Origin of the sequence: Gabonibacter massiliensis (assembly GCA_001487125.1) — a bacterium.
GTDB lineage: Bacteria > Bacteroidota > Bacteroidia > Bacteroidales > Marinifilaceae > Gabonibacter > Gabonibacter massiliensis.
Genome location: LN913011.1, coordinates 95,475 through 118,851 on the forward strand (window position 1 = coordinate 95,475; position 23,377 = coordinate 118,851).

At 43.9% G+C, this 23,377-nt stretch carries 22 protein-coding genes; 17 read left to right on the forward strand and 5 right to left on the reverse strand.

Annotated features, from left to right (window positions below; genetic code table 11):
- The first annotated feature begins 190 nt into the window (after positions 1-190).
- The 9 genes from BN3283_RS01290 (at position 191) to hisIE (ending at position 8,337) form a co-directional block, all read left to right on the forward strand.
- A complete protein-coding gene (locus tag BN3283_RS01290; RefSeq protein ID WP_059025387.1) occupies positions 191-964 on the forward strand; it encodes a hypothetical protein in 774 nt (257 codons plus the stop codon).
- Between the two features lie 289 nt (positions 965-1,253).
- A complete protein-coding gene (hisG, locus tag BN3283_RS01295; RefSeq protein ID WP_059025388.1) occupies positions 1,254-2,111 on the forward strand; it encodes an ATP phosphoribosyltransferase in 858 nt (285 codons plus the stop codon).
- 48 nt (positions 2,112-2,159) lie between these two features.
- Positions 2,160-3,446 (forward strand): histidinol dehydrogenase, encoded by a 1,287-nt coding sequence (hisD, locus tag BN3283_RS01300; protein WP_059025389.1) that lies wholly within the window; start codon positions 2,160-2,162, stop codon positions 3,444-3,446.
- A gap of 3 nt (positions 3,447-3,449) precedes the next feature.
- On the forward strand, positions 3,450-4,505 hold the full coding sequence (gene hisC, locus BN3283_RS01305; protein WP_059025390.1) for a histidinol-phosphate transaminase: 1,056 nt from the start codon (positions 3,450-3,452) through the stop codon (positions 4,503-4,505).
- Positions 4,502-5,596: a bifunctional histidinol-phosphatase/imidazoleglycerol-phosphate dehydratase HisB gene (gene hisB / locus BN3283_RS01310; protein ID WP_059025391.1), complete on the forward strand. Its 1,095-nt coding sequence runs from the start codon at positions 4,502-4,504 to the stop codon at positions 5,594-5,596. The genes hisC and hisB overlap by 4 nt, the downstream gene beginning before the upstream one ends.
- Positions 5,597-5,607: 11 nt before the next feature.
- Positions 5,608-6,186 carry an imidazole glycerol phosphate synthase subunit HisH gene (gene hisH / locus BN3283_RS01315; RefSeq protein WP_059025392.1) on the forward strand — a complete coding sequence of 193 codons (579 nt, stop codon included), beginning with the start codon at positions 5,608-5,610 and terminating at the stop codon, positions 6,184-6,186.
- Between the two features lie 2 nt (positions 6,187-6,188).
- Complete coding sequence (gene hisA / locus BN3283_RS01320; protein ID WP_059025393.1) at positions 6,189-6,905, forward strand: 1-(5-phosphoribosyl)-5-[(5-phosphoribosylamino)methylideneamino]imidazole-4-carboxamide isomerase; 717 nt, start codon at positions 6,189-6,191, stop codon at positions 6,903-6,905.
- A 10-nt stretch (positions 6,906-6,915) separates the two neighbouring features.
- A complete protein-coding gene (gene hisF, locus BN3283_RS01325) occupies positions 6,916-7,671 on the forward strand; it encodes an imidazole glycerol phosphate synthase subunit HisF (RefSeq protein ID WP_059025394.1) in 756 nt (251 codons plus the stop codon).
- A gap of 24 nt (positions 7,672-7,695) precedes the next feature.
- Positions 7,696-8,337, forward strand: a complete 642-nt coding sequence (hisIE, locus tag BN3283_RS01330; RefSeq protein WP_059025395.1) for a bifunctional phosphoribosyl-AMP cyclohydrolase/phosphoribosyl-ATP diphosphatase HisIE — start codon at positions 7,696-7,698, stop codon at positions 8,335-8,337.
- On the opposite strand, the gene BN3283_RS01335 is transcribed toward hisIE, so the two are convergent.
- Positions 8,308-10,371: a helix-hairpin-helix domain-containing protein gene (locus BN3283_RS01335; protein ID WP_059025396.1), complete on the reverse strand. Its 2,064-nt coding sequence runs from the start codon at positions 10,369-10,371 to the stop codon at positions 8,308-8,310. The genes hisIE and BN3283_RS01335 overlap by 30 nt on opposite strands.
- A gap of 276 nt (positions 10,372-10,647) precedes the next feature.
- Positions 10,648-11,154, reverse strand: a complete 507-nt coding sequence (gene purE / locus BN3283_RS01340; protein WP_041502407.1) for a 5-(carboxyamino)imidazole ribonucleotide mutase — start codon at positions 11,152-11,154, stop codon at positions 10,648-10,650.
- A 109-nt stretch (positions 11,155-11,263) separates the two neighbouring features.
- Between purE and BN3283_RS01345 the strand changes: the two genes are divergently transcribed.
- The 7 genes from BN3283_RS01345 to BN3283_RS01375 all read left to right on the forward strand — a co-directional run bounded on the left by BN3283_RS01345 (position 11,264) and on the right by BN3283_RS01375 (position 16,671).
- Positions 11,264-11,806, forward strand: a complete 543-nt coding sequence (locus BN3283_RS01345) for a phosphoribosyltransferase (RefSeq protein WP_059025397.1) — start codon at positions 11,264-11,266, stop codon at positions 11,804-11,806.
- Positions 11,807-11,817: 11 nt separating this feature from the next.
- Positions 11,818-12,810: a GTPase ObgE gene (gene obgE / locus BN3283_RS01350; RefSeq protein WP_059025398.1), complete on the forward strand. Its 993-nt coding sequence runs from the start codon at positions 11,818-11,820 to the stop codon at positions 12,808-12,810.
- An 89-nt stretch (positions 12,811-12,899) separates the two neighbouring features.
- Entirely contained in the window at positions 12,900-13,943 is a 1,044-nt protein-coding gene (locus tag BN3283_RS01355; protein WP_059025399.1) for a DUF2776 family protein, read from the forward strand.
- Between the two features lie 302 nt (positions 13,944-14,245).
- Positions 14,246-14,986, forward strand: coding sequence for a DUF3858 domain-containing protein (locus tag BN3283_RS01360; RefSeq protein WP_059025400.1), 741 nt, complete (start codon positions 14,246-14,248; stop codon positions 14,984-14,986).
- A 73-nt stretch (positions 14,987-15,059) separates the two neighbouring features.
- Positions 15,060-15,752 (forward strand): bifunctional demethylmenaquinone methyltransferase/2-methoxy-6-polyprenyl-1,4-benzoquinol methylase UbiE, encoded by a 693-nt coding sequence (gene ubiE / locus BN3283_RS01365; RefSeq protein ID WP_059025401.1) that lies wholly within the window; start codon positions 15,060-15,062, stop codon positions 15,750-15,752.
- A gap of 83 nt (positions 15,753-15,835) precedes the next feature.
- Positions 15,836-16,171, forward strand: a complete 336-nt coding sequence (locus tag BN3283_RS01370) for a hypothetical protein (protein WP_059025402.1) — start codon at positions 15,836-15,838, stop codon at positions 16,169-16,171.
- Positions 16,172-16,227: 56 nt separating this feature from the next.
- A complete protein-coding gene (locus BN3283_RS01375; RefSeq protein WP_059025403.1) occupies positions 16,228-16,671 on the forward strand; it encodes a hypothetical protein in 444 nt (147 codons plus the stop codon).
- Positions 16,672-16,803: 132 nt separating this feature from the next.
- On the opposite strand, the gene BN3283_RS01380 is transcribed toward BN3283_RS01375, so the two are convergent.
- Positions 16,804-17,193 carry an immunoglobulin domain-containing protein gene (locus BN3283_RS01380; RefSeq protein WP_059025404.1) on the reverse strand — a complete coding sequence of 130 codons (390 nt, stop codon included), beginning with the start codon at positions 17,191-17,193 and terminating at the stop codon, positions 16,804-16,806.
- Positions 17,194-17,590: 397 nt separating this feature from the next.
- Here BN3283_RS01380 and BN3283_RS01385 point away from each other — a divergent pair, with 397 nt between their 5' ends.
- Positions 17,591-20,953, forward strand: a complete 3,363-nt coding sequence (locus BN3283_RS01385) for an ABC transporter permease (RefSeq protein WP_286137446.1) — start codon at positions 17,591-17,593, stop codon at positions 20,951-20,953.
- A gap of 304 nt (positions 20,954-21,257) precedes the next feature.
- On the opposite strand, the gene BN3283_RS01390 is transcribed toward BN3283_RS01385, so the two are convergent.
- Positions 21,258-21,641 carry an immunoglobulin domain-containing protein gene (locus BN3283_RS01390; protein ID WP_059025406.1) on the reverse strand — a complete coding sequence of 128 codons (384 nt, stop codon included), beginning with the start codon at positions 21,639-21,641 and terminating at the stop codon, positions 21,258-21,260.
- A gap of 417 nt (positions 21,642-22,058) precedes the next feature.
- On the reverse strand, positions 22,059-23,351 hold the full coding sequence (locus BN3283_RS01395; protein WP_041502398.1) for an arginine deiminase: 1,293 nt from the start codon (positions 23,349-23,351) through the stop codon (positions 22,059-22,061).
- Positions 23,352-23,377 lie beyond the last annotated feature (26 nt).

The window sequence follows — 23,377 nt, forward strand, 5'->3', positions numbered from 1 at the left end:
TTTAACATTCGTAATATAATAATGCATGATGCACGCAATTAGATATATAGGAAAATAAAATGTTAAAAAACAAGGGGAAATTTAATTTTTGATTATTTTTGCATGTTTTTTGCTGCTAATCAATTCGTCGTACTGGAAAAAAGAAGGTTTAATGATGAAAAACAATATGTTTAATTAATATTTAATGACTATGAAAAACAAACTTTTGTTATTATTGATTTTAGGTGTTACGTTCTTTTCGGCGTGTAGTGATGATGACGATAACGATCATGCTCTTGTCGGTACTTGGAAATTAGGAAGCGTGCAAACGGACGATGATGAGATGTTCGTTTCCGGTCCTTTGTCTTTCCAATGGGTAGCTGAGGAGGGAACCACTTTTCCTATGTTCGGAATTCCTTTCCCGATAGAGTCTATTTCCGGTATGGCCGAAGGATTTGGAAGCATACTTTTAGCACAGGTATTGAAAGATGTTACTTTCCAGAAGAACGGACAGGTGGTAGCCACTTATTCCGATGCCGGAGTAAGTCTTGACGAAACAGTTACTCCTACCTGGAAAACATCTGAACCGAAATATTTGAGTTATAAGATCGTATCCGGAACTAAAATCGCTCTTTATCCCAATATCGTTAATATTTTGGCTGAGGCTGATTTGAGTTTGGAGTCTTTGGGAACCCTCGGGTTGTCGCAAGCCGACTTGCAAACGCTTATGACTTTTGTCAATAAGGTTACGACAGAGGGAATTCCTGCAACTTACAAAATGACTGATCAGGATAAGAAGCTCGAGATTTCTCTTGATAAGGCTTTCTTTGATCAGGTAATGGCTTTGCTGCCGGTACTTTCCAAATTAATTCCGGAAGATTCAACCGATGAGACGATTGCAATGATCAAACCGATAGTGGAAGCACTTCCCGGAGTTTGGGCTAAAACAACCGAATTCAAAATAGGAATCAGATTGGAGAAATAGTTTTTCCGATAAAGAAGATAAAAATCCTGCCGTTAAAACCGCAGGATTTTTTTATTATGGATGGTTTTTATAAAAATAGTTTTATATTTGCAGCGATAAAAGACAAAATATGAGAACAAATTTACATCATATCCATCATCATTACCATCACTGTGTTCAGGTGAGATGATGCTGTTGTGCTGTAATTTGAAATAGAAAGTATAAACGAGCTCGCCTGGATTCAGGCGGGCTCGTTTGTCTTTTATTCTTTTGGCCTTCCCGGATTCAGCGAGTTTTTAAATCAAAAATTATGACGAGATTGAAAATTGCTGTTCAGAAATCGGGACGATTGTATGACGATTCTTTAGCTCTTTTGCGGGAGTGCGGAATCTCGATCAATAACGGGAAAGATCAGTTGATGGCTCAGGCGTCCAATTTTTCATTGGAAATTCTCTATCTGCGAAATTCGGATATTCCTCATTACGTGGAGGATGGTATTGTCGATTTGGCCATTATCGGTGAAAATACGTTGATAGAGAAACAATCCCGGGTTACGAAGTTATTGGATTTGGGATTTTCCTCCTGTCGTGTTTCCATCGCTATCCCGAAGTCGGAGACTTTTACGGGACTTTCTTACTTGGAAGGAAAGCGAATTGCCACTTCTTACCCGAATACGTTGAATGCTTTTTTGAAGCAAAACGGCTTGCGGGCCGAGATTCATGTGATTTCCGGATCCGTGGAGATCGCCCCGAATATAGGTTTGGCGGATGCCATATGCGATATCGTGAGTTCCGGCAGTACCTTGTTTAAAAATGGCCTTTCCGAGGCGTATATTTTGTTCCGTTCTACCGCGGTATTGGTGTCGAATCCTTCTCCGGATCTGGAAAAACAGATGTTAGCGAAGCAGTTGGTTTTTAGGATGAAGGCCGTGTTGGCGGCAAAAAGCAATAAATACATTTTGTTGAATGCCCCGGAAGCGCGTCTGGATGAAATCTGCAGAATATTACCCGGAATGAAAAGTCCCACGGTTATGCCTTTGCGACGGTCCGGTTGGTATTCTTTGCATTCCGTGGTAAACGAGAATCAGTTCTGGGATTCGATCGATCGATTGAAGGAGGCCGGGGCGGAGGGAATATTGGTCGTTCCGATAGAAAAGATGATCGAGTAATTTGATCTGCGTTTATGATGTTTATAAAGCTAATTTAATGATATAGATATGAAAAAGATAGTATATCCTACAAAAGAAGAATGGAAGGAGTTGTTAAAGCGTCCATCGGATCAGACGGTTGATTTGGAAAAGGTGTGTGATCTTGTTTTTGAGGAAGTAAAGCGAAATGGTGACGAGGCGTTAAAAAAATATACCCGGTATTTTGATCGGGTAAAACTGGATGATTTTGAGGTTACGGAAAAAGAGTTTGATGAGGCGAATGAGTCGGTAAACGAAAAATTGAAAGTAGCTATTCGGGAAGCAAAGGAAAATATTTATCGTTTCCATGCTTTGCAAAAACCGTTGAAAGTCGAAGTCAAGGATGAACGGGGCTTTTGCTGCTGGCAGGAAGCAAGAGCCATACAACGGGTCGGGTTGTATATTCCCGGGGGGAGCGCTCCTTTATTTTCTACCGTCCTGATGCTGGCTGTACCTGCGCGGTTGGCCGGGTGTGAGGAGGTTATCCTTTGTACTCCGCCGTCTGCCGATGGTAACGTAAATCCTGTCGTGTTATGGACGGCTGCCTTGTGCGGGGTGAAGAAGGTATATAAGGTGGGAGGAATTCAGGCGATAGCGGCCATGACAATAGGAACTTCTTCGATCGGACGGGTCGATAAGATCTTTGGTCCGGGGAACCGGTTCGTGACTGCGGCCAAATTACGTTCCGGGCGTTATGGCGTAGCGATAGATATACCTGCCGGACCTTCGGAATTAATGGTTGTTGCGGATGATTCTGCCCGGCCCGGCTTTATTGCGGCCGATTTATTATCTCAAGCTGAACACGGGCCGGATAGTCAAGTGTTTCTCCTTACTGACCGTGAAGATTTATCGAAAAAGGTTGAGGTCGAACTAAAACGACAATTGGAAGAACTTCCCCGGAAGGATTTGGCAACAAGGGCGTTGGAGAACTCGAAATGCATCGTGTTGGAGACGATACGGGAATGTATGGAGTTGGCCAATTGGTATGCTCCCGAACATTTGATGCTTTGTGTTCGGGATTATGGACGTTGGCTCGCGGAGATCAAAAATGCAGGTTCTGTTTTTTTAGGAAATTATTCTCCCGAAAGTGCGGGTGATTATGCATCGGGTACGAATCATACTTTGCCGACTAACGGGTTTGCCCGGGTGTACAGTGGGGTGAATCTGGATTCTTTTATGAAAAAGATCACGTTTCAGGAAATAACTTCCGAAGGTTTGTCCGTGTTGGGCGAAACGATCGAGATCATGGCGGAGTACGAGCGACTTTGGGGACACCGGAACGCGATAACCGTACGAATGAATGCTGAAAAAGAGTAGAATATGTTTGAGAGTATTATTCGTGGCTGTATAAAAGAGTCGGAGGCCTACTCGTGCGCCCGTGCGGAATTCGCCGGCGAACGAATCCTGTTTTTGGATGCGAACGAGAATCCTTTTGAGACGGGGGTTAATCGTTATCCGGACCCTTTTCAACAGAAATTGAAGAAACGCTTGGCAGATCTGAGGCGGGTTTCTACGGATCAGTTGGTCTTGGGGAACGGTAGTGACGAACTGATCGATTTGTTGATCCGGACAGTTTGCGAACCGGGGAGAGATCGGGTAATCCTTTTTGATCCGGGGTACTCTATGTATGAGGTTTGTGCCCGGATCAACGGGATAGAGGTTTTGAAATTGAGGTTGGATGAGGCGTTTATGCCTGAATGGGACAGGGTGGAGTCCTGTATGGACGATAGAAGTAAAATCGTTTTTTTCTGTAATCCGAATAATCCGGTTGGAAATGTTTTGCCCGTAGAACGTGTATTGAAGATGGCGGAAAAGTGTTCCGGTTTGGTTGTTATCGATGAGGCTTACATCGATTTCGCGAGTCAAGAATCGATAGTCGGCCGATTAGGGGATTATCCTAATGTAGTTGTTTTGCAAACGTTATCCAAGGCTTGGGGAATGGCCGGCTTGCGCGTGGGGTTACTTGCGGCGCATCCCGGGTTAACCCGTTATTTGAATCGGGTAAGATTGCCTTACAATGTAGGCTCTTTGGTGCAAACGGAAGCTTTACGGATGTTGGAAAATACGGAATTCTTTCAAAGGTGTTTAGATGAAATAAAACGGGAAAGGGAGAGGCTTTATGATTACCTGAAACGGAATGCCCTTTTTGACCGGGTTTTCCCTTCGGAAGCTAATTTTATTTTAGTATGTAGCAAAGAATATGAATGTTTGTATCTGGAGCTACTGAAACGGGGAATCGTGGTCAGAGTCCGGCGGATGCCTCCTCGGATAGAGAACGGACTACGTATCTCGGTCGGGACCTCGCGCGAAAATGATTTTTTTATGGATGTGTTGTCTGAATTGGAAGACAGGTATTTAAAACAGGGTTATTTATGAAAAAAATATTATTTATTGATCGGGACGGAACGATCATAGAAGAACCTCCGGGTGATTTTCAGGTGGATCGAATGGATAAATTGCGCTTTAAGCCGGGAGTTATCGGTTCTTTGCGGAAAATAACGGAAGAAACAGACTATCGTCTGGTGATGGTTAGCAATCAGGACGGTTTGGGAACAGCTGCTTTCCCTTTAGCTGATTTTATGCCTCCGCATGACTGGATGTTGAAAGTCTTGGCAGGCGAGGGAATTATTTTTGATGAGATACTGATAGACGGTAGTCTCCCGGGGGAGAATTCGCCTTTTCGAAAACCCGGGATCGGTATGGTGGAAAAGTATATGAACGAGTGCTTGGACCGGGAAAACTCTTATGTGATCGGGGATCGTATGACCGATATGGAGCTGGCGTCGAATATGGGAATAAAGGGAATCTTGTTGGGTGAGGGGAATGCAGGAGGGGGTTCGGAAACGATAACCTGTTCTTCCTGGGAGAGGGTGTACCATTATCTGAAATCGAATACTCGTAGAGTAAGTTTATCCCGCGAGACTTCCGAAACGAAGGTTGGAATGACGTTGGTATTGAACGGGAACGGAGAGAGTGATGTACGTACGGGTATAGGCTTTTTTGATCATATGTTGGAACAGGTCGTTCGTCACGGGGGGATCGATTTGGTCGTTGATGCGGACGGGGATAGACAGGTAGACGAGCATCATACGATAGAGGATACGGCTATTCTTTTGGGGCGGTGTTTTAAGGAGGCTTTAGGGAGTAAGAAAGGTATCGAACGGTACGGATTTGTATTACCGATGGAGGAATCTCGCGCCGAAGTGTTGCTTGACTTCGGCGGAAGAGGGTATCTGGTCTGGAAAGCCCGGTTTGAGCGAGAGTTTGTAGGGGATTTTCCGACAGAGATGACGCGCCATTTTTTCGAGTCATTTTGCCGGGAGGCCGGTTGCAATCTACATGTAAAAGTTGAGGGTGAGAATACCCATCATCAGATCGAAGCGATTTTTAAAGCTTTCGGACGTTGTATCAAAGTAGCCGTAAATTCTTCGGGAAGCGGAATCCCTTCCTCCAAAGGGCAACTGTAATAGTATCGGAAATGGTTACGATTATCGATTATGGTGCGGGAAATGTTTTTTCCGTGCAGACGGCGATCCGGCGATTAAATGAAGAGGTTATCATCTCTTCCGATCCGTCGGTCATCCTCGAAGCCGAACGGGTAATTTTTCCCGGGGTAGGGCAAGCTGCCGCGGCGATGCGACAATTGCGGGAAAAGGGGTTGGACAAGATTATTCCCGAACTGAAGGTTCCGGTATTGGGAATTTGTCTGGGAATGCAGTTGATGTGTACTTTTTCGGAGGAAGGTGACACCACGGGATTGGGAATATTTCCCTTGGCCGTAAAACGAATAGGGCAGGGGAAAAAAATCCCTCATATGGGATGGAATAGAATATTCGGTTTACATTCCGATTTGTTCCGGCGGGTCGGAGAAATGGAATGGGGATATTTCGTTCATTCGTATTATATTCCATGTAACGCGTATCAAATTGCGACATGTGATTATGATGGAGAATTTTGTGCTGCCGTTCGAAAAGATAATTTCTGGGGGTGTCAATTTCATCCGGAAAAATCTTCAGGTACGGGAGAATTGATTTTACGTAATTTTTTAATGCTTTGAATATGGAGATTATACCGGCAATAGATCTTATGGGCGGACGATGTGTTCGTTTGAGTCAGGGAGATTACGATAGATGTTCTGTTTATACGGAGGACCCGGTTGGTATGGCTCATCGTTTTGAAAAAGCGGGAGTCGAGAGGTTACATTTGGTTGATTTGGACGGTACCCGGAAGGGAAAGGTCGCTCACCTCGATTTATTGAGGGAAATTTGTTCTTTGACCCGTTTGGGGGTGGATTTCAGCGGGGGAATAAAAAGCGAAGGAGAGGTACAACAAGTATTGGAGGCGGGGGCCCGGTGGGTAACAATCGGAAGTATGGCACAAACGAATCCGGGGAAAGTTAAAAGTTGGATAACGAAGTACGGGGCCGAACGAATTATAATTGCGGCAGATGTACGGGAAGAACGGGTCTATATTAACGGCTGGCAACGGAAGTCGGATAAAACGGTTTTTGATCTGATCGAACAATACGACGGCGTGTTGATGAACTTGATGTGTACCGATATCGAACGGGACGGAATGTTTTCCGGGCCTTCGTCAGGGTTGTACGGCAAATTGCGGACGATGTATCCGGAAATAAAATTAATCGCTTCGGGAGGTGTTCGCTCGGTTGAAGATGTAAAGGCTCTGTACCGTTTGGGAGTGACCTCTGTTATTATAGGGAAAGCTTTTTACGAGGGGCGATTGACCTGGGAAGAGATAGTACGAATGAAATTATAGCGGGAGTAATATGGGATTGGCAAAGAGAATAATTCCTTGTTTGGATGTAAGAGAGGGATGTGTCGTGAAAGGAGTTCGTTTCCGGGATTTAAAAAATGTCGGAAATCCGGTGGATTTGGCTCTTCTTTATTCTGATTCTGGGGCAGATGAATTGGTGTTTTTAGATATTGCGGCCAGTAGCACTCGGAGGAAAACGATGTCTGAGTGGGTGAGGGAGGTTGCTGAGGCGGTAAATATTCCTTTTACCGTGGGGGGCGGTATCGCTTCAGAACGGGATGTCGAAGTGTTATTAAAATGTGGAGCCGATAAAGTTTCTGTTAATTCGGCGGCAATCGGGGATCCGGGATTGATTCGCCGACTTGCGGCAAATTTCGGAAAACAATGTATCGTCGTGGCTATCGATGCTTCGCTAAAAAGAGGAGAGTGGAGGGTTTTTAGTCACGGGGGAATTAGGGAAACCTCTTTCGTTTTACGGGAATGGGCACAGGAAGCTGCAGATTTAGGGGCTGGAGAACTTTTGTTTACTTCCATGGATCATGACGGAACCTGTCGAGGATTTGCCTATGATACGATAGCCGCTTTGGCTAACGAGTTGACTATACCGATTATTGCTTCCGGCGGGGCCGGAAAGGATGAGGATTTTTATGATGTTTTCACGAGAGGAGAGGCAGATGCGGCTTTGGCCGCGGGTGTTTTTCACGACGGAAGAATCAAAATTCCGGAGTTAAAATCTTATTTAGTAGCGAGGGGGATTGAGATTAGGTAGGTTAATGGAGTAAAATTAGAAATGATGTTAGATATTAGTTGTTTGAAATTTGATGCTGCCGGTCTGATTCCGGCGATTATTCAGGATGTGGACACCCGCGTTGTTTTGATGCAGGGATATATGAATGATGCTTCTATCAAGTTGTCGCTGGAAACCGGAAAGGTGTGTTTTTTCAGTCGTTCCCGGCAATGTTTATGGACGAAGGGAGAGGAGAGCGGACACTTTTTGTATTTGAAGGAAATGGTTGCGGATTGTGACGGGGATTCGTTACTGGTGAAAGTAAAACCGGTAGGACCTACTTGCCATACGGGAGAGGATACTTGTTGGGGCGAAAAGAATTGTTCCGGTGATTTTTTGTTTTATCTGGAACGTCATCTACAAAAACGAAAAAATGATTCTCCCGAAGTTTCATACACGGCACGACTAATCGCGAAGGGGATAAATAAAGTGGCTCAAAAAGTGGGCGAAGAAGCCGTGGAGTTGGTTATCGAGGCAAAAGATGATAACCCGGAATTGTTTTTAAATGAAGCCGCCGATTTGATGTACCATTATCTGGTGTTGTTAATCGCAAAAGGTTATGCCTTGGAGGATGTGATGGGGGTATTGAAACAAAGGCATAGATGTAATTCAGAATCTTTAAATGGAGATGCGTATTTGAAGCGATAGGTCGAATAATTTGTTGTCGTTGACCCGGGTAAGCGAGGAACCGATGTATTCTTTATCGGGATAATATACCATTCCTGCTTTCAAATAGAAAGTGATCGATTGGAGTACCTTCCAGTTCAGGTTAAGGTAGGAACGGAGGCCTCTATTCTGATAAGCCGGGAAAGAGTAACCGTATAATACGTTATGTTCATAAGTATAGATCCGGGAATTGTATCCGTCCGTGTTGAAATAGGCTATGCGGAATTGGGTTTTGATGTTTTGTTTACGACTGGAGAATATAAAGTCTTGATAGATGAGCATTCCTTTTTCTTCTCGCGTATCTTTCCGGTAATGAATATAATCTATACGGGTACGAAGTTCGAGAAAAGATAGGTATTTGTTGGAGAATTGAAATCTGAATTCATTTCTCTGCCGTTGAACGCGGGCTAATGTTTGTCTGACCGGATTCTCGGGTTTGGATTCGTGCTTAACGCGAAAATAGCATTCCCATTTGTGGAAATAGTAGGTAATATCGCATACTATTTCCTGCCCGGAACCGGGGAGGGTGGCTTGGTAGCGGGGAGCAAAGAAGCGAAACCAGTCGTAATAGAAATTTATTTTCAGGTTTTTCACGGGAGAACTTGCTATACCGATATAGATGCCTTCTTCGTTTGAGGTGTTGGAGTATTCGGCAAATCCTTGATTGTAATGGGAGCGGTAATCCTTATCGTAATGGCGGTATATGATGCAGGCAGATGCTTTGGAGAATCCGCTGTAACGCAGTCCGTGAATAGTACCGATTGCCCCTTTGTCGCTTAGGGCAAATTCACCGAAAAGGTAAAAGCTTCGAATACCTGTTTTGTAATCTATGCTGCTTAGAAATCGCTTGCTCCCGGTGTCGTTATAGCGTTGATATACGCGGTTTCCCGCGGATAGGCGAGGGGTGAAATCGTAATATAAAGTATGGATACCGATTCGAAAACGTCGGTGATTTAGATTGAAAGACCCTCCGGCGGTGAACTCTTTTAAAGAGTGCTTTTTTTTACATTCGGGCAGGTTTCTGTGGTAACCGCTTTGGTAGAGGGAGGCTGTTTCCAACTCTTCCGGATCGAGGCTGTCCCGATCGATGAGGTTTCCGTCGGTTTTTTTGCGGGAGAGGAATAAAATGGTTTTGATGTTTTTGTGGGGAGCCAGGTATATGCCTATCCCTCTCAGGAAACGGTTTTCATCGGTAGAGGTGTAAGGGACGATTCCGTTCCCCGATTTTTCGGTATTCAGGGAAGCTCCGGATTTTCCGGCTGAGAAACCGTGCCAGGCGACTAAGCCTTGTCCCCATTGTAATTTGTAGTCTCCGATGATGATTTTTTGAAGCCAGTGTTTGTTCGTTAACATGAAATGTGCGGATAGAAAGTCGAATCCGTTTTTTTGATATCTCGTGAAGTAGCTTTCTCCCGGGTCATTTTCGAGTGTAAAGCCGACGGTCCAGCGGGAGCGTTTCCCGATTTTGTATTTTAACAGGCTCCCGAAGGGTGGCCCCCGGAATTGTTTTTCTTGTGCCTTTTTGAAATCTTTCTCTTTGAGGAAAGCTTCCCGCTTGTATTTTCGATACCCTTTTTGCATAGGTCGGGTCGTTTTAAGCCTGGCTAATATTTCTTGTTTGACGCGAGTCTTTCTTTTCAGAACGGCTGTTGTAACGGTAGTGCCGATTTGAATGAAAGGGAGAATATTGGCCAAATCCCTTTTACCGATGCCGGTAATCAACAAAAGTTCATTTGGATGTTTGAAGGCTCCTGTTTTGTTCCTGAAAATCAGAATCTGATCGATTTGGCTATCCGAAAGAAAAAATAACATTCTCAGGCTGTCGAATCCGACCGTATTTATGTCGAGGGGGTGTTGTCGGAGATAAGACAGGGTCGTAAGCATCTCTTCGTAATTTTCTTCGGAATCGAGAATACCGTTTTCTTCCAAGAGTTTCTCTATATCGGATGTTTCTTGAGCGAAACAGTCCCAACATGGAAGGAGAAACAGACCGATGAGGAGGAGTACTCGTTTCATGATATACCAATTGTAAATGAGGTCTTAATCGTAAAAGAGTGTGTGAACAGACACACGGGAGCTATTCTTTTTTCAAAGTTATGGAAAAATGGAATACGTGTATTCCGTATGTGGTGTTAAATGGTATATTTTTGGATGAATGTGACGGGTTGTTTTTAAAACAAATCGGGGCTACGGGTCAATTTATGGCGGTATAACGGTAATCCCGGGAAAAAGTCGGGACGGAACCAACTGTCTGTAAAAATAAATCCGGTTTATTTTAAACCGGATTTATTTTTAGTTGGTTTTATAGTCGTATTTTACTTGTGCCAACTCTTTGTTGGCATCGACAATCTTCTTTTTAAGTGATTCTTTGAACTCCACGATTTTATTTTTTAGTTCGGCATCTCCGACCGCTAAAATTTGTGCGGCTAAAATTCCGGCATTCATGGCACCGTTGATGGCTGTTGTTGCCACGGGGATTCCCGGGGGCATTTGGGCGATGGCTAACAGGGCATCCATGCCGTCGAGAGAAGCGTTAATGGGAACTCCGATAACGGGTAGGGGGGTCATTGCGGCTATGACACCGGGAAGGTGGGCAGCCATTCCGGCTCCGGCAATAATCACCTCGATGCCTCGTTTCCCTGCATTCTTTGCGAACTCTTCTACTTCTGCTGGTGTGCGGTGGGCCGATAAGGCATTTATCTCGAAAGGAATACAAAAGTCGTTCAATACTTTTGCAGCCTTTTCCATAACGGGCAGGTCCGAGGTACTGCCCATAATAATACTTACTTTTGGGTTCATATTTTTACGGGATTTTAAATTCAAAATTGTACTTTTGCGCAAAGTAAATAAAAAAAAACGAATTCGGGGCGAATTCTCCCGATCTTCAATGGTTTAAATTGAAACAAGAATGAAAAAGGTCAGATTGCACGATAAGGAATTTCAGGTTTCTATTGAGGCGGCTGCTATTGATCGAGAGATCGAGCGGGTTGCAGGAGAAATTAACCGTGATTTACAGGGAGAACGTCCGTTGTTTTTAAGCATATTGAACGGGGCATTCATGTTTACGTCCGACTTATTGAAATGCATCACTTTGGAGGGGACGGAGGTTAGTTTTGTGAAGATCGCTTCTTATGCCGGGACCTCTTCTACCGGTAGGGTGAGAGAGTTGATCGGGTTGAATGAAGATATTACGGGGCGTACGCTTGTGATCGTCGAGGATATGGTTGATTCGGGGAAATCCATGGTGCACCTGAAAGAGATGTTGCAGAAAAAAGGTCCGAAGCAGATCAGGATAGCGGCGATGTTTTATAAGCCTAAGGCTTTGGTGCATGAATTGACTGTCGATTATCATTGTTTTGCTTTGGAAAATGATTTTGTTGTAGGAAGAGGGTTGGATTACGACGGCTTGGGCCGTAATCTTCCGGATTTGTATACGTTGTGTAAAGATTAAAACTGATTATAATGGCAGCAACCAATTTTGTAGATTATGTAAAGATATATTGTCGCAGCGGGGCAGGAGGTCCTGGTTCAACCCATCTTCACCGGGATAAGATGACGGCCAAGGGTGGACCTGACGGGGGAGACGGCGGCCGGGGGGGGCATGTGATATTAAGAGGCAATCGAAACTATTGGACGTTGATCCATTTAAAATACCAGCGGCATATTTTTGCCGAGGATGGGAAGAGCGGTAGCGAGTGTCGGAGTACCGGGGCGAACGGAAATGATGTCGTCATTGACGTGCCGTTGGGAACGGTGGCACGGGATGCGGATACCGGTGAATTGATCTGTGAAATTACGGAAGAGGGGCAGAAATGTATCGTTGTTGCCGGCGGCCGCGGCGGATTAGGAAACTGGAATTTCCGTTCGGCCACGAATCAGACTCCGCGTTTTGCCCAACCGGGAGAACCTCGCGTCGAACGGACGGTTATCATGGAGCTGAAGGTTTTGGCGGATGTAGGATTGGTCGGTTTTCCGAATGCCGGAAAGTCGACCTTATTATCGGTGGTTTCGGCGGCAAAGCCTGAAATCGCTAATTATCCTTTTACTACTTTGGTACCTAATCTGGGGATTGTGAAGTATCGGGATGATCGCTCTTTCGTGATGGCGGATATTCCCGGAATTATTGAGGGGGCCCATTTGGGAAAAGGATTGGGAATTCGTTTTTTACGTCATATCGAACGAAATTCCGTTCTGCTGTTTATGGTTCCCTCCGATAGTCCTAATATTCATAACGAGTATAATGTTTTGCTTAATGAATTGAAACAGTATAACCCTGAGCTATTGGATAAAAGACGCGTGTTGGCCATTACCAAATCGGATTACGCGGATAAGGAGTTGATAGCGGAGATGGAGACGGATTTACCGGATATCCCGTATGTTTTTATCTCTTCCGTCACAGGGCAGGGAATTACAGAGCTTAAAGATATGCTCTGGAAGGTATTGAATGAGGAATAAAGGCTTAATTTAGGGAAATTTACGAAAAAATCAGGAACATAGGGAAGACGTGGCCTCGTATATTCATAGAATTTTAAAAAGAATTGGATATGAATTACGGCATTAGTATTTTGTTCAGAGGAATTCCCGTGTTTATGGCGTTGATATGCTTTTTTCTGGGAGGGTATATTTTTTATTACGGAAGCGATACGGCACGATTCGTTGCGGGACCGGTCGTTTTTTCGTTGGGTGTGATTTGTATGGCATTGTTCGCGACGGCGGCAACGATCATCCGACAACTGATTCACACCTATAGACCGGTTTTTAAATATGTATTGCCGGGGTTCGCTTATTTGCTGGCATTCGGTACGATCGCTTTCGGCATATGGATATTCAGTGCACACGATATGCCGGAATTGTTTGTTTCCGGTCATGTGATTTGCGGGGTGGGATTGATATCTGCCTGTATCTCTACCGCGGCGACTTCTTCCACCGAGTTTGCTCTTATTCCCACGAATTCCCATACTCCCGGTAATAAAATTAATATTCAAGGATTTTCAGCGAAAACGGAAAGTGTTTTGATTGCCCTGGTTATTTTGTTTTCGGCCGTAGCTTGGGTGTGGGCTATTGTCCTGTTGTCCGACTCTTCGGATTCGAATTCTTTTGTTGCAGGTAGCGTTATGGGGGGCCTTGCTTGCATTTGTACCAGTTTGATCGGTTTGGTGGCGAGTATTGCCCGGCAGATACGAAATGACTATACCGACCGGGATCGCAAATATTGGCCGATGTTGGTTTTCTTTATGGGTAGTGTTTGTGTGGTATGGGGATTGGTCGAGTTGTTTGCCGCTTCGGCTCCGGTGAATACGACCGGTTTCATTTTGATCGGTTTGGGGTTGGTTTGTTTCAGTATCTCCAGTAAGATCCTTTTATTGGCTAAGGTTTGGAAGCAAGAGTTTAAGTTGGCGAATCGTATCCCTTTAATTCCGGTCATAACGGCTTTGTTATGTTTGTTTTTGGGAGCTTTTTTATTTGAAGAGGCCATGTTGGACGGGGCATTTTTTGTGCCTGCCCGTGTGCTTGTAGGATTGGGAGGAATTTGTTTCTCTTTGTTCTCGATCGTCAGCATTTTGGAAAGCGGAACTTCCGGCAAGTAGAATATAAATATACAATCTGATATATAGGCAACTGAAAATTGGTTTTCAGTTGCTTTTTTATGGATAATAGTTTGACGGGAAAGGAATGTATTTTTTTAAGAAAGAATTTATAAATTGAAAACAGAATGATACCTTTACCTCAAAGTAGGATCGAGAGGGTGGCTATGACAACCGGTAAAGGGAGTTTAGCTTTCGGTAAAAAAAAAGCTGGAAGGCTCTGCCTGTAATTGTTATTTTGATTTGGTTATTTATTGGTTTTGTCCGAATTTGTCGGAGTAACGATTTAGTTAAAGAAACAGAATATGAAGTGGATATTGAATGTAGTTTTTATTTTTTTGTTCGGTTCAATTTTTGCTCAGGAAGAAGTTGGATCGGTCTGTACCCGGAAATTTCCCCTGCGCGAGAATATTCGGAAGGTACGGGTTGATTTGGAGATCGAAGCGGACGGTAAGGTCGGGTTGGAAATGAAATGTGAGTATGCGGGAGTAAAGGCAGAACGGGATAGTTTGCTATTTTGGATGAGAAAGCCGGAAGATGAAAAGCGTAAATGGATATCGACTCGCGTGGCGTGCGGTAAATTGGAGTTGAAAGATTTCCGGTTTTTTGAGCCTGAGGGAAATGACGTTCCGGAGATCGGTTATGAAATAAAAGGAACTCTAATCGGTTTTTGCGGTAAAAGCGGGGATCGGCTTTTCTTTTCTCCTTTTTCTTTTTCAGGAATAAAGGATATCCCTTTGTCTTCCGGAGATGGTGTGCCGCCGGTAGAGATAAGTTGTTCGTTTACTCAAATAGATACGATTTCCGTGAGCATTCCGGAAGGATATGTCGTGGAGACGGGAATTGCGCCGGTTTTTTTATACAGCCCTTATGGGGAGTATTCCACGGAGGTGTCGCGTTTTAAGGATAAAATTTATTTAAAAAGGAATTTTTTGTTGAAGGCCGGGATTTATCCGAAAGAGGCTTACGAGGGTTTTCAGTTGTTCATTCAACAGGTTCAATTGCAGGATCGATTCCGAATGGTATTGAAACCACGAAATAAGTAGTGAAGGGAATACTTACGATTTTAAGTATCGTTTAAATTCGTATTTTTGTCCTGCTGAAATTAAAGAAGAGAAAATGGCAAAAAAAGAGAAGGTACAAGAGATGTTCGACGGTATTGCACCGAAATACGATTTGTTGAATCATCTTTTATCCATGGGGATTGATAAAAAATGGCGGAAAAAGGCGATGAAGGTGGTCGGAGCGGGGCGTAAGGATATCGTTTTGGATGTGGCTTGCGGAACGGGCGACTTTTCCATAGAGGCACTGAGACACGGGGTAAAGAAGGTAGTCGGAGCAGATATTTCGGAAAATATGCTGGCTGTTGCCAGGGAAAAGGCAACGGAACGGGAATTGACGGATCGGCTGGACTTTCGTTACGGGGACAGCGAGAACCTGGAGTTTCCTGATAATTCCTTTGACGCGGTCACCGTGGCTTTCGGGGTACGGAATTTCGAACATTTGGAAAAGGGACTGACGGAGATGTACCGGGTTCTGAAGCCGGGAGGAAAGGTGGTCATATTGGAATTTTCAACGCCGGAACGTTTCCCCATGAAGCAGTTGTATCGTTTTTATTTTAAAAAAATACTTCCTTGGATCGGAGGTATAGTTTCCGGTAATCGGAAAGCCTACGAATATTTGCCGACTTCCGTTTTTGCTTTTCCTCAAGGCGGTCAATTCCTGAACATAATGCATTCCTGCGGTTATCGTCGGGTTTTGCAGCGTCGGCTGACTTTCGGTATCGCCTCTCTCTACGTGGGGGAAAAATAAGAGTAATTTACGATGGAATGATTTCGTGATGAATGGATGTAAAAAGATAAAAAATAAATTGATTTTGTGTCAGATGGTTTTACTTGTCGTCGGATAGTAAGCTTTTGATCGAGAACCGGAATGCTACCCCGGTAGACACGGTATTGTTTTACCTGAACCCGGGTTTGGAGCTTTCCGTGTTGATGATAGACGGAAAGGAACGGTCCTTCGAGCGGCAGGATCAGGTAATCGTTGTGCCGTACAAGATGCAACCGGGAAGTCGTTCGATTGTGATGATGAAATATTCCGGTAAGATCGAGGCGAATATTTGTTACCCCGAAATCGAAGACCAGGAGTTTAACGCCATGGACTTTAATAACCTGTTATGTTTTGGTCATCGTTTTTTCTTTTTGACGGATGATTTAATCTTTTTCCTTTAAATAGCTCCGAGTGGCGTTGGACACTTTTTGTTTCGGATTACGCTCACGGTGACGTCGTGAGAAGTTTTTACAGTAAGGCCAGCGGTAGCGGTAAATCCCGGGTAGAATGGAATGCCTCGATCAGGGAAGCGGGTACGTATGAACTGTTTATCAAGCATGTTCCTACTAGTGGTAGTCCATTATCATTTGTAAATGATCCGTCGGTTGAATACTCTTTTTTTCATGATGGAGTGGAAGACAAGATCTTTTTTATCCCTCCCGAGGAGGCGAAAAGGGAGTACGATTTTACGGTTAAGTTGCGTCGGTCTAACGGGGGAGAAGAGGAGATTAAATTGAACTACGGGACAGAGGAGAGAGGTTCTGATTTTTTTAACGGGTGGGTTGCTTCAGGTAAATATGAGCTTTCTCCGGGTAATGTAAAACTTGTACTTCAGGATAAGGGGCTTTTGCCCGGTAAGATATTGACCGCAGATGCCGTGAAATGGGTGAAAATAGATTGACGATAGTGGATTTAAAGGTTAGATTAATAGCTGATACTATTAAATAGAGTCGGGACAAAGAAGAAGAGGCTGCTTATTAAACAGACTCTTTTTCTATTGTAAGACATAAACTCGATTTCGTGCCAGATGAATTTATCGTTTTTTTGATACATGTACGGTGCAAGTCGTATCCGCTTTACCTATTATATTTTCTGCTTTTATTTTGTAAACTCCTTGATCTTCTTGCTTTGTCTTTACTATCGTTAACGTTGCTTTACCCGTTGTTGTATCGTTTTTTATCGTTGTTCTATCGTTGTTGTAAATTCTACGGTTTTCTTTATACCAACGAACCTCGGGAGTTGGAGTTCCTCTGACGATAGCTTCAATTTTTATCGTTTCTCCTGGCGATACTGTTTGGTCGGATGGTTTTTTTATGAATTTCGGCATGGAATTCTCAGCGCTACTTGCCGCATTTGTGGTACAGATATAGCTTCCTGCGAGAGCTATAAATAATGTAATGATAAATACAATTTTCTTTTTCATAATTAATAAATTTGTAAGTTATATAATACAAACAAATAAAATAAAAATAATTATATATATCAAAAATATCAATTAATATGTTGATCTAATATGAATTTAAATTATCTGATTTGAATTACATATTGTGAATTAATGTTATGAGTGCGGGAGTGTATTGATTCTATTTAATCTGCAATTACGATACTTGTTTTTTTGCATGGGGCGAATTGGAAAATTGTAAAGTACGAATTTGTGACTTATATTTTGTGTTTTGCATTTATTTTTTCTTATCTTGCTGTAAATTTTAATATTTTCTATTCTTTATGAATAGAAATAAAATATCGTTATTTTATTCTGGATATCCAAATAATGAAATATAATTTAATCATTGATAATGGGGTATATGAATTTCAGAGACATGAATTTAGTTGCGAGCTACGAGCGAAAGATGATGACGAGGAATTTTGTTTTTATTCTTTTGGCTTTTTTGTTAGTGGGAGGTATTTCGGGTTTTCATGTTTTCGCTCATAGCTACTGGCGTGTCGATTCCTACGCTTTTCGGGCGGATATCCCTTCCGCCATCCCTTACACGAACGCTTACCTGTTTTGCGTGTTTCAGGCTTTTTTCGCCATTTTTATAGCGGGTGATTTTATAAAACGCGAACGGTCGAAAAACACGAACGATTCCCTGTTGGCTCGTCCAGTCGGGAACGTGGAATACGTGATAGGAAAAGGGGTAGCCACCGTTGAAATGCTGATCGTGTTAGATATCGTGTTGATGGTGTTGACCGGGATGCTTCACGTTTTCGTGACAGACGCTGTTTTCTCTCCTTTACAGTATGTCTTTTATTTCTTTACGTTGACATTGCCGGCGATTCTTTTTACCACGGCGTTGGTCGTCTGCGTGAAAATGTTCGTTCGTTCGCGAATTTTTGTTTTGTTGGGGTTGCTACTCTACCTGTGGGCATCGTTAGCCTTGTTTCCTTTTTTCGCTCATGGTATTGCCGATTTCACGGCTTCCCGGGTGCCGAATATTTTCTCTCCGTTAGCGGGTCATCCCGGGATGGGGGGGTACCTGTTACAACGCTTGGTGTTTGTCTGGATTGCCATAGGTTTGTTTGTTCTTTCGGTTACCGGTTTCAGGCGATTGTCCGGGAGGTGGAAATATACCTGGCAGATTATCGCCCTTTGTTTTGTGGCGGGTATCGTGACCGGTTTTATTTATCTTTTTCCTTTTGAACGTCGAAGCGAACTTCGGGAACGCTACCGGGCTGTCTATCGGACGTATGATAATTCCTCCAAAGTGAACACGTTGGAGCACGAGATCACGTTCCGGCAAGAAGGGGGATACTTGTCGTCGGATAGTAAGCTTTTGATCGAGAACCGGAATGCTACCCCGGTAGACACGGTATTGTTTTACCTGAACCCGGGTTTGGAGCTTTCCGTGTTGATGATAGACGGAAAGGAACGGTCCTTCGAGCGGCAGGATCAGGTAATCGTTGTGCCGTACAAGATGCAACCGGGAAGTCGTTCGATTGTGATGATGAAATATTCCGGTAAGATCGAGGCGAATATTTGTTACCCCGAAATCGAAGACCAGGAGTTTAACGCCATGGACTTTAATAACCTGTTATGTTTTGGTCATCGTTTTTTCTTTTTGACGGATGATTTCACCTTGTTGACTCCCGAGTCGCTCTGGTATCCCACGACGATTCCAGTCGTGAACGTCGGTTTCCCGTGGATATCCCGTCGTGATTACACGTTGTACAAGCTAAACGTGATAAATCCCGATCGAAAAACGGTGCTCTCGCAGGGAGAGATGTCCGGGAAGGGGGACACGATTTGTTTCGATAACGAGCGAAATCTTTTCGGGATCGTTTTGGTCGCTGGTGATATGGATAGAGAACAATTCCAAGCCCAGGATTTTTTAAGCGAGTATTATTATCCTCGTGGGGAGTTTCCTTGTTCAGGAGCCTTTTTGGCGTCGGGAGAGGGAAAGAGTCAATCCGCTGAAAAGATCAAGTGGCGATTTGTCACTTATTACGGTTACCCGCACGATAGGGTCGCTCTCGTGGAAGTTCCGGTCTCTTTTTATACGTTTATTCGGCCGTGGAGGGAGGGAACCGATTACATTCACCCGGAACTTTTTCTCGTTCCGGAACGGCGAACAAGTCAATTGGGAGGTGGCGAGGAGATGCTTCAAAGAAGGATACGGAATGAACAGTCTCGTTTAATGTCAAAAGGAATAAAAGATACCCCGTTACCTGACGTTGAGGCCGATATCATTGTAGAAAACTTCGAGATGTTTTATAAAGCGGGGCCGGAGCGGGAATTTTTCTCGTGGTTGCCACTCGTGAAAAAGGATAAAAGGCGTGGTTCAATCACGGCAGATTCGTGGAATAAATACGATTACTCTTTCCTGGGGAAAGAGGGAACCCTGTTATTGAGTTCCTCCCGTTACCCGATGATCAACTCGATCTTTAAAGCGATGAAACCGGATAAATTTCCGGTGGGCTCTATATGGTTTAAAGTGGAGAGAGACATGGAGGCTATCGAGTATCTTTCGGGAAACAGTTTGGAGCAAGCTTTTAAGTCAGGAGAGGTAATTCCTGAAATGAAAAGTATCGTGGAGGTAAAAGGGAGGGAATTGTGGAGGTATTTACATAACTTGGCGGGAGATTCCTTGATCCGGTTTGTCGATGATTTCAAGGAATGTTATAAATGCCGGGAGGTCGATTTTGACGTGTTCTGTAACGAGCTGAATCGCCGTTTTAATATAGATGTTTATCCTTTGTTAAATGCTTGGTACACGAGTAAGGGAGTTCCGGCGTTCGTTGTGCGGGATGTCGAGATAAACGAGAATTGGGAAAAAGAACAGGCGACGATTTCTTTTAAAGTATGGAATAAAAGTGACGTGGAGGGAATGGTTTCCGTGGATTATGCGCATTCAATGTGGGTAGGGCCCGACCGAAAGGGTACGTTGAGATATGTCCCGGTCGCTCCCCGAACCTGTATGGAGGTTACTTTGGTGGCGCAATTAGAGGGGAATTCGAGTCGTTTTTTAATCAGTACCGGTTTCTCGAGGAATATACCGGAGCAATTTGATGTTTTAATCCCGGGTAAGGTTTGGGTGGACCGGGACTCGATTCGGGAGATCGATACGACCTGTTTTATGCCTTCCGCTAACGAGATTATCGTGGATAACGAGGATGAAGGTTTCGTGATTCGGGAAGAGCGGTCATCTTATTTTGAAAAACCAGGAAAGAAGAAATATAACCTTTTCCCTTTAGATCGTTCGGAATGGCGTTGGACGCTTTTTGTTTCGGGTTACGCTCACGGTGATGTTATAAGAAGTTTTTACAGTAAGGCTGGTGGTAGCGGTAAATCTCAGGTAGAGTGGAATGCCTCGATCAGGGAATCGGGAACGTATGAATTGTTTATCAGGTGTGTTACCACGGGTGGAACGTCGTTTGTGTTGGATGGGGGACCACCGGTTGAATATTCTTTTTTTCATGATGGTGTGGAAGATAAAATATCCTTTGCTCCTCCTGAAAAAGGTATTGCATTTACAGTTAAATTGCATGGAGCAAGTGGGGGAAAGGAAGAGATTACATTGGATCTTGGAAAAGAAGGGGCAGATTCTGATTTTGCAAAAGGATGGGTGTTTTCGGGAAGGTATGAGCTTTCCCCGGGCGATGTGAAAGTCGTACTTCAGGATAAGGGACTTTTACCCGGTAAGGTATTGAATGCCGACGCTGTGAAATGGGTGAAAATAGATTGATGATAGTGGATTAAGTGTTAGATTAATAGCCTCGTGTGTTCAATTACATGGGACAAGTGGGGGAAGGAAGAGATTGAATTGGCTGGGAAAATATGAATCTTCCCCCCTGGTGATATGAAACTCGTGTTTCAGGATAAGAAGTCCGGCAAGGTGTTGACTACTGACGCCGTGAAATGGGTTAGAGTTGGAATAGAAGTCCACGGATAATTATTATGTCTACCTCAGTATGCTTGCAGATGTTAAGGATACAAAGGGTCTGTTTGATGAGCAGACCCTTTTCTCTATCGTCTTGTGTCGAATAACTTTATTTAATTGTCGATACGTATACTTCGCAAGTCACTTGATCTATGCCTATGGGATTTTCTGCAAGGATTCTGTATTCTCCTGTATCTTCTGGTACTGCTTTTTTTACTACTAACGTTACTCTTCCTTTGTCATAGCTTATTGAAAAATTTTCGCTATTGTAGATTCTCCGGTTTCCTTTATACCAGCGAACCTCAGGTTCTGGGCTTCCGGTAACGATGGCTTCGATCTTGAATGATTCACCTTCATTTACTACTTGATTACGCGGTATGGCTATGAATTTCGGTGGTGTCTCTTCCGCATTGGCGGCGGCATTTGTGGTGCAAATATAACTCCCCGTGAGGGTCATGACTAACATGACAATAAATACAATTTTCTTTTTCATGATTAAAAATTTTATGTGTTATACAATAATAACAAATTAACTAAAAATAATTATGTATATCAAAAGAATTATTTAATATATTATATAAAAATATATAAATATAATATATGTATAATTAAAATAATGATAAATGAGCTAATTGATGGAAAAAATTGGAGAATGCGAGAAGGTCGAAGGATGTCGGCTTTATAGTATGTTGTGCTCGTCTCCGCGTATAAATAGGATTCAGTGATTCGAATGCAATCACGGAATCAATAAATCCCCTAACCTCTTAATTTCTTAATCTTACGAATTTATAATGGTTTGCACGTTGAACTTGTTCTCGAGTATGACGTGGGAATAAAAAAACGCCCCCAAGAATCTTGTGGGGGCGTTTTTCATTTCGGGTCGTTCAAAAGGTGCTTTTGAGCGAGTTATTTACCATTCGACGTTGTCGCGGTTGACCGGCATGGTCATGCAGCGGGCTCCGCCTCCTCCGCGGGGGAGTTCGGAGCCTTCGATGGTGATCATGTATTTTTCGTAATTTTTCAGGTCTATTTTGTTGTTGATGACGTCGTTAGCACGGATGATTTCGAATCCGGCCTGATTCATGGCGTCTACCGTGTAGTTGTTGCGGGCGTAACCGATCACTTTTCCGGGGGCTACGCAGAAGAAGTTCGCCCCGCTATGCCATTGCTCGCGTTCCTGATTCCAGGTGTCGTCTTCTCCTCCGCAATATACCGGTTCCAGGTCCATGCCCAATTTTTTTAAGGCATGCAGTAAGTTCTTTTCCCGGCGTATGGAGATCAGTTTGCCGTGTTGGATTTTGATGTGTACGGTCTGGTAGTTGCCCGGGCTCATGATGAGGGGCTCGTACGCCATGCATTTATCCCGATCCAGGAAGGTGAATACCATATCGAGATGAATGAAGGATTCCGGGGTGTGCGGGAGTTCCTGCACGAGAATGTGTTGTACCCGTTCTTCCTTGCGGTTGATGAATTCGTTCATCAGCATGTCGATGGCGTGAGTGTTGGTACGGCATCCGTTTCCGATGACTAAGATGTCGTCCCGCGCGATCAGTACGTCGCCACCCTCGATCGTACATTTGCGACTGGCCGCGTTGCAGGCCGGATCGAGGTTCAGGGTTTTGGTTTTGAATTCCGGGGTGAAGTCGAAAATCGACTGCATGATCACGGATTCGCGATCGCGTACGGCATTGGCCATTTTACCGATCAGTACCTCGTTATACATGCTCATGGAGGCATCTCTCGTGAAGAAGAAGTTGTGTAGCGGACGCAGGTCGTACCAATCCTTGTTCAGGAATTTGGTCAACGTGTCGCGTGTCATCTCCACTCCCTCGATGAGCAGACGAGCCAAATCTTCTGCATTTTCATCCAATAACCGCTCTTTGATGGAGCCTTTCGGGGTAACATCGGCGATAAAGGGTTCGATTTTTTCGATTCGATCGAGCACGGTTTGCTTGATCTTGTCGTCTTTCAAAATGTTTGTCAACAAGTCTCTTACCTGATAGGTTTTGGTCAGTTTCCCCAAAACCTCACTGAGCTGTTTGTATTCTTTTTTGGCAATGGATAGATTTAAAATGTCGCTGTAGAGTGCTCTGCCAGCGTTTTCAGGAGTCATGTTTTCCACCTCTTCTCCCGGCGTGTGGAGTATCACTCCGTTTAATTTACCGATTTCGGATTGAACATTTACCTCAACAATCTTAGACATAATGTATTTTTTTGATTTACACCACA

Bases quoted from the DNA above. Each gene is read 5' to 3' on its own strand.
- BN3283_RS01345 (WP_059025397.1), top strand. From the start codon at position 11,264: ATGAAAAAGGTCAGATTGCACGATAAGGAATTTCAGGTTTCTATTGAG.
- obgE (WP_059025398.1), top strand. From the start codon at position 11,818: ATGGCAGCAACCAATTTTGTAGATTATGTAAAGATATATTGTCGCAGC.
- hisG (WP_059025388.1), top strand. From the start codon at position 1,254: ATGACGAGATTGAAAATTGCTGTTCAGAAATCGGGACGATTGTATGAC.
- BN3283_RS01290 (WP_059025387.1), top strand. From the start codon at position 191: ATGAAAAACAAACTTTTGTTATTATTGATTTTAGGTGTTACGTTCTTT.
- hisB (WP_059025391.1), top strand. From the start codon at position 4,502: ATGAAAAAAATATTATTTATTGATCGGGACGGAACGATCATAGAAGAA.
- hisIE (WP_059025395.1), top strand. From the start codon at position 7,696: ATGTTAGATATTAGTTGTTTGAAATTTGATGCTGCCGGTCTGATTCCG.
- ubiE (WP_059025401.1), top strand. From the start codon at position 15,060: ATGGCAAAAAAAGAGAAGGTACAAGAGATGTTCGACGGTATTGCACCG.
- BN3283_RS01355 (WP_059025399.1), top strand. From the start codon at position 12,900: ATGAATTACGGCATTAGTATTTTGTTCAGAGGAATTCCCGTGTTTATG.
- BN3283_RS01335 (WP_059025396.1), bottom strand. From the start codon at position 10,371: ATGAAACGAGTACTCCTCCTCATCGGTCTGTTTCTCCTTCCATGTTGG.
- purE (WP_041502407.1), bottom strand. From the start codon at position 11,154: ATGAACCCAAAAGTAAGTATTATTATGGGCAGTACCTCGGACCTGCCC.
- hisC (WP_059025390.1), top strand. From the start codon at position 3,450: ATGTTTGAGAGTATTATTCGTGGCTGTATAAAAGAGTCGGAGGCCTAC.
- BN3283_RS01385 (WP_286137446.1), top strand. From the start codon at position 17,591: ATGAATTTAGTTGCGAGCTACGAGCGAAAGATGATGACGAGGAATTTT.
- hisH (WP_059025392.1), top strand. From the start codon at position 5,608: ATGGTTACGATTATCGATTATGGTGCGGGAAATGTTTTTTCCGTGCAG.
- hisF (WP_059025394.1), top strand. From the start codon at position 6,916: ATGGGATTGGCAAAGAGAATAATTCCTTGTTTGGATGTAAGAGAGGGA.
- BN3283_RS01395 (WP_041502398.1), bottom strand. From the start codon at position 23,351: ATGTCTAAGATTGTTGAGGTAAATGTTCAATCCGAAATCGGTAAATTA.
- BN3283_RS01380 (WP_059025404.1), bottom strand. From the start codon at position 17,193: ATGAAAAAGAAAATTGTATTTATCATTACATTATTTATAGCTCTCGCA.
- BN3283_RS01360 (WP_059025400.1), top strand. From the start codon at position 14,246: ATGAAGTGGATATTGAATGTAGTTTTTATTTTTTTGTTCGGTTCAATT.
- hisD (WP_059025389.1), top strand. From the start codon at position 2,160: ATGAAAAAGATAGTATATCCTACAAAAGAAGAATGGAAGGAGTTGTTA.
- BN3283_RS01390 (WP_059025406.1), bottom strand. From the start codon at position 21,641: ATGAAAAAGAAAATTGTATTTATTGTCATGTTAGTCATGACCCTCACG.
- hisA (WP_059025393.1), top strand. From the start codon at position 6,189: ATGGAGATTATACCGGCAATAGATCTTATGGGCGGACGATGTGTTCGT.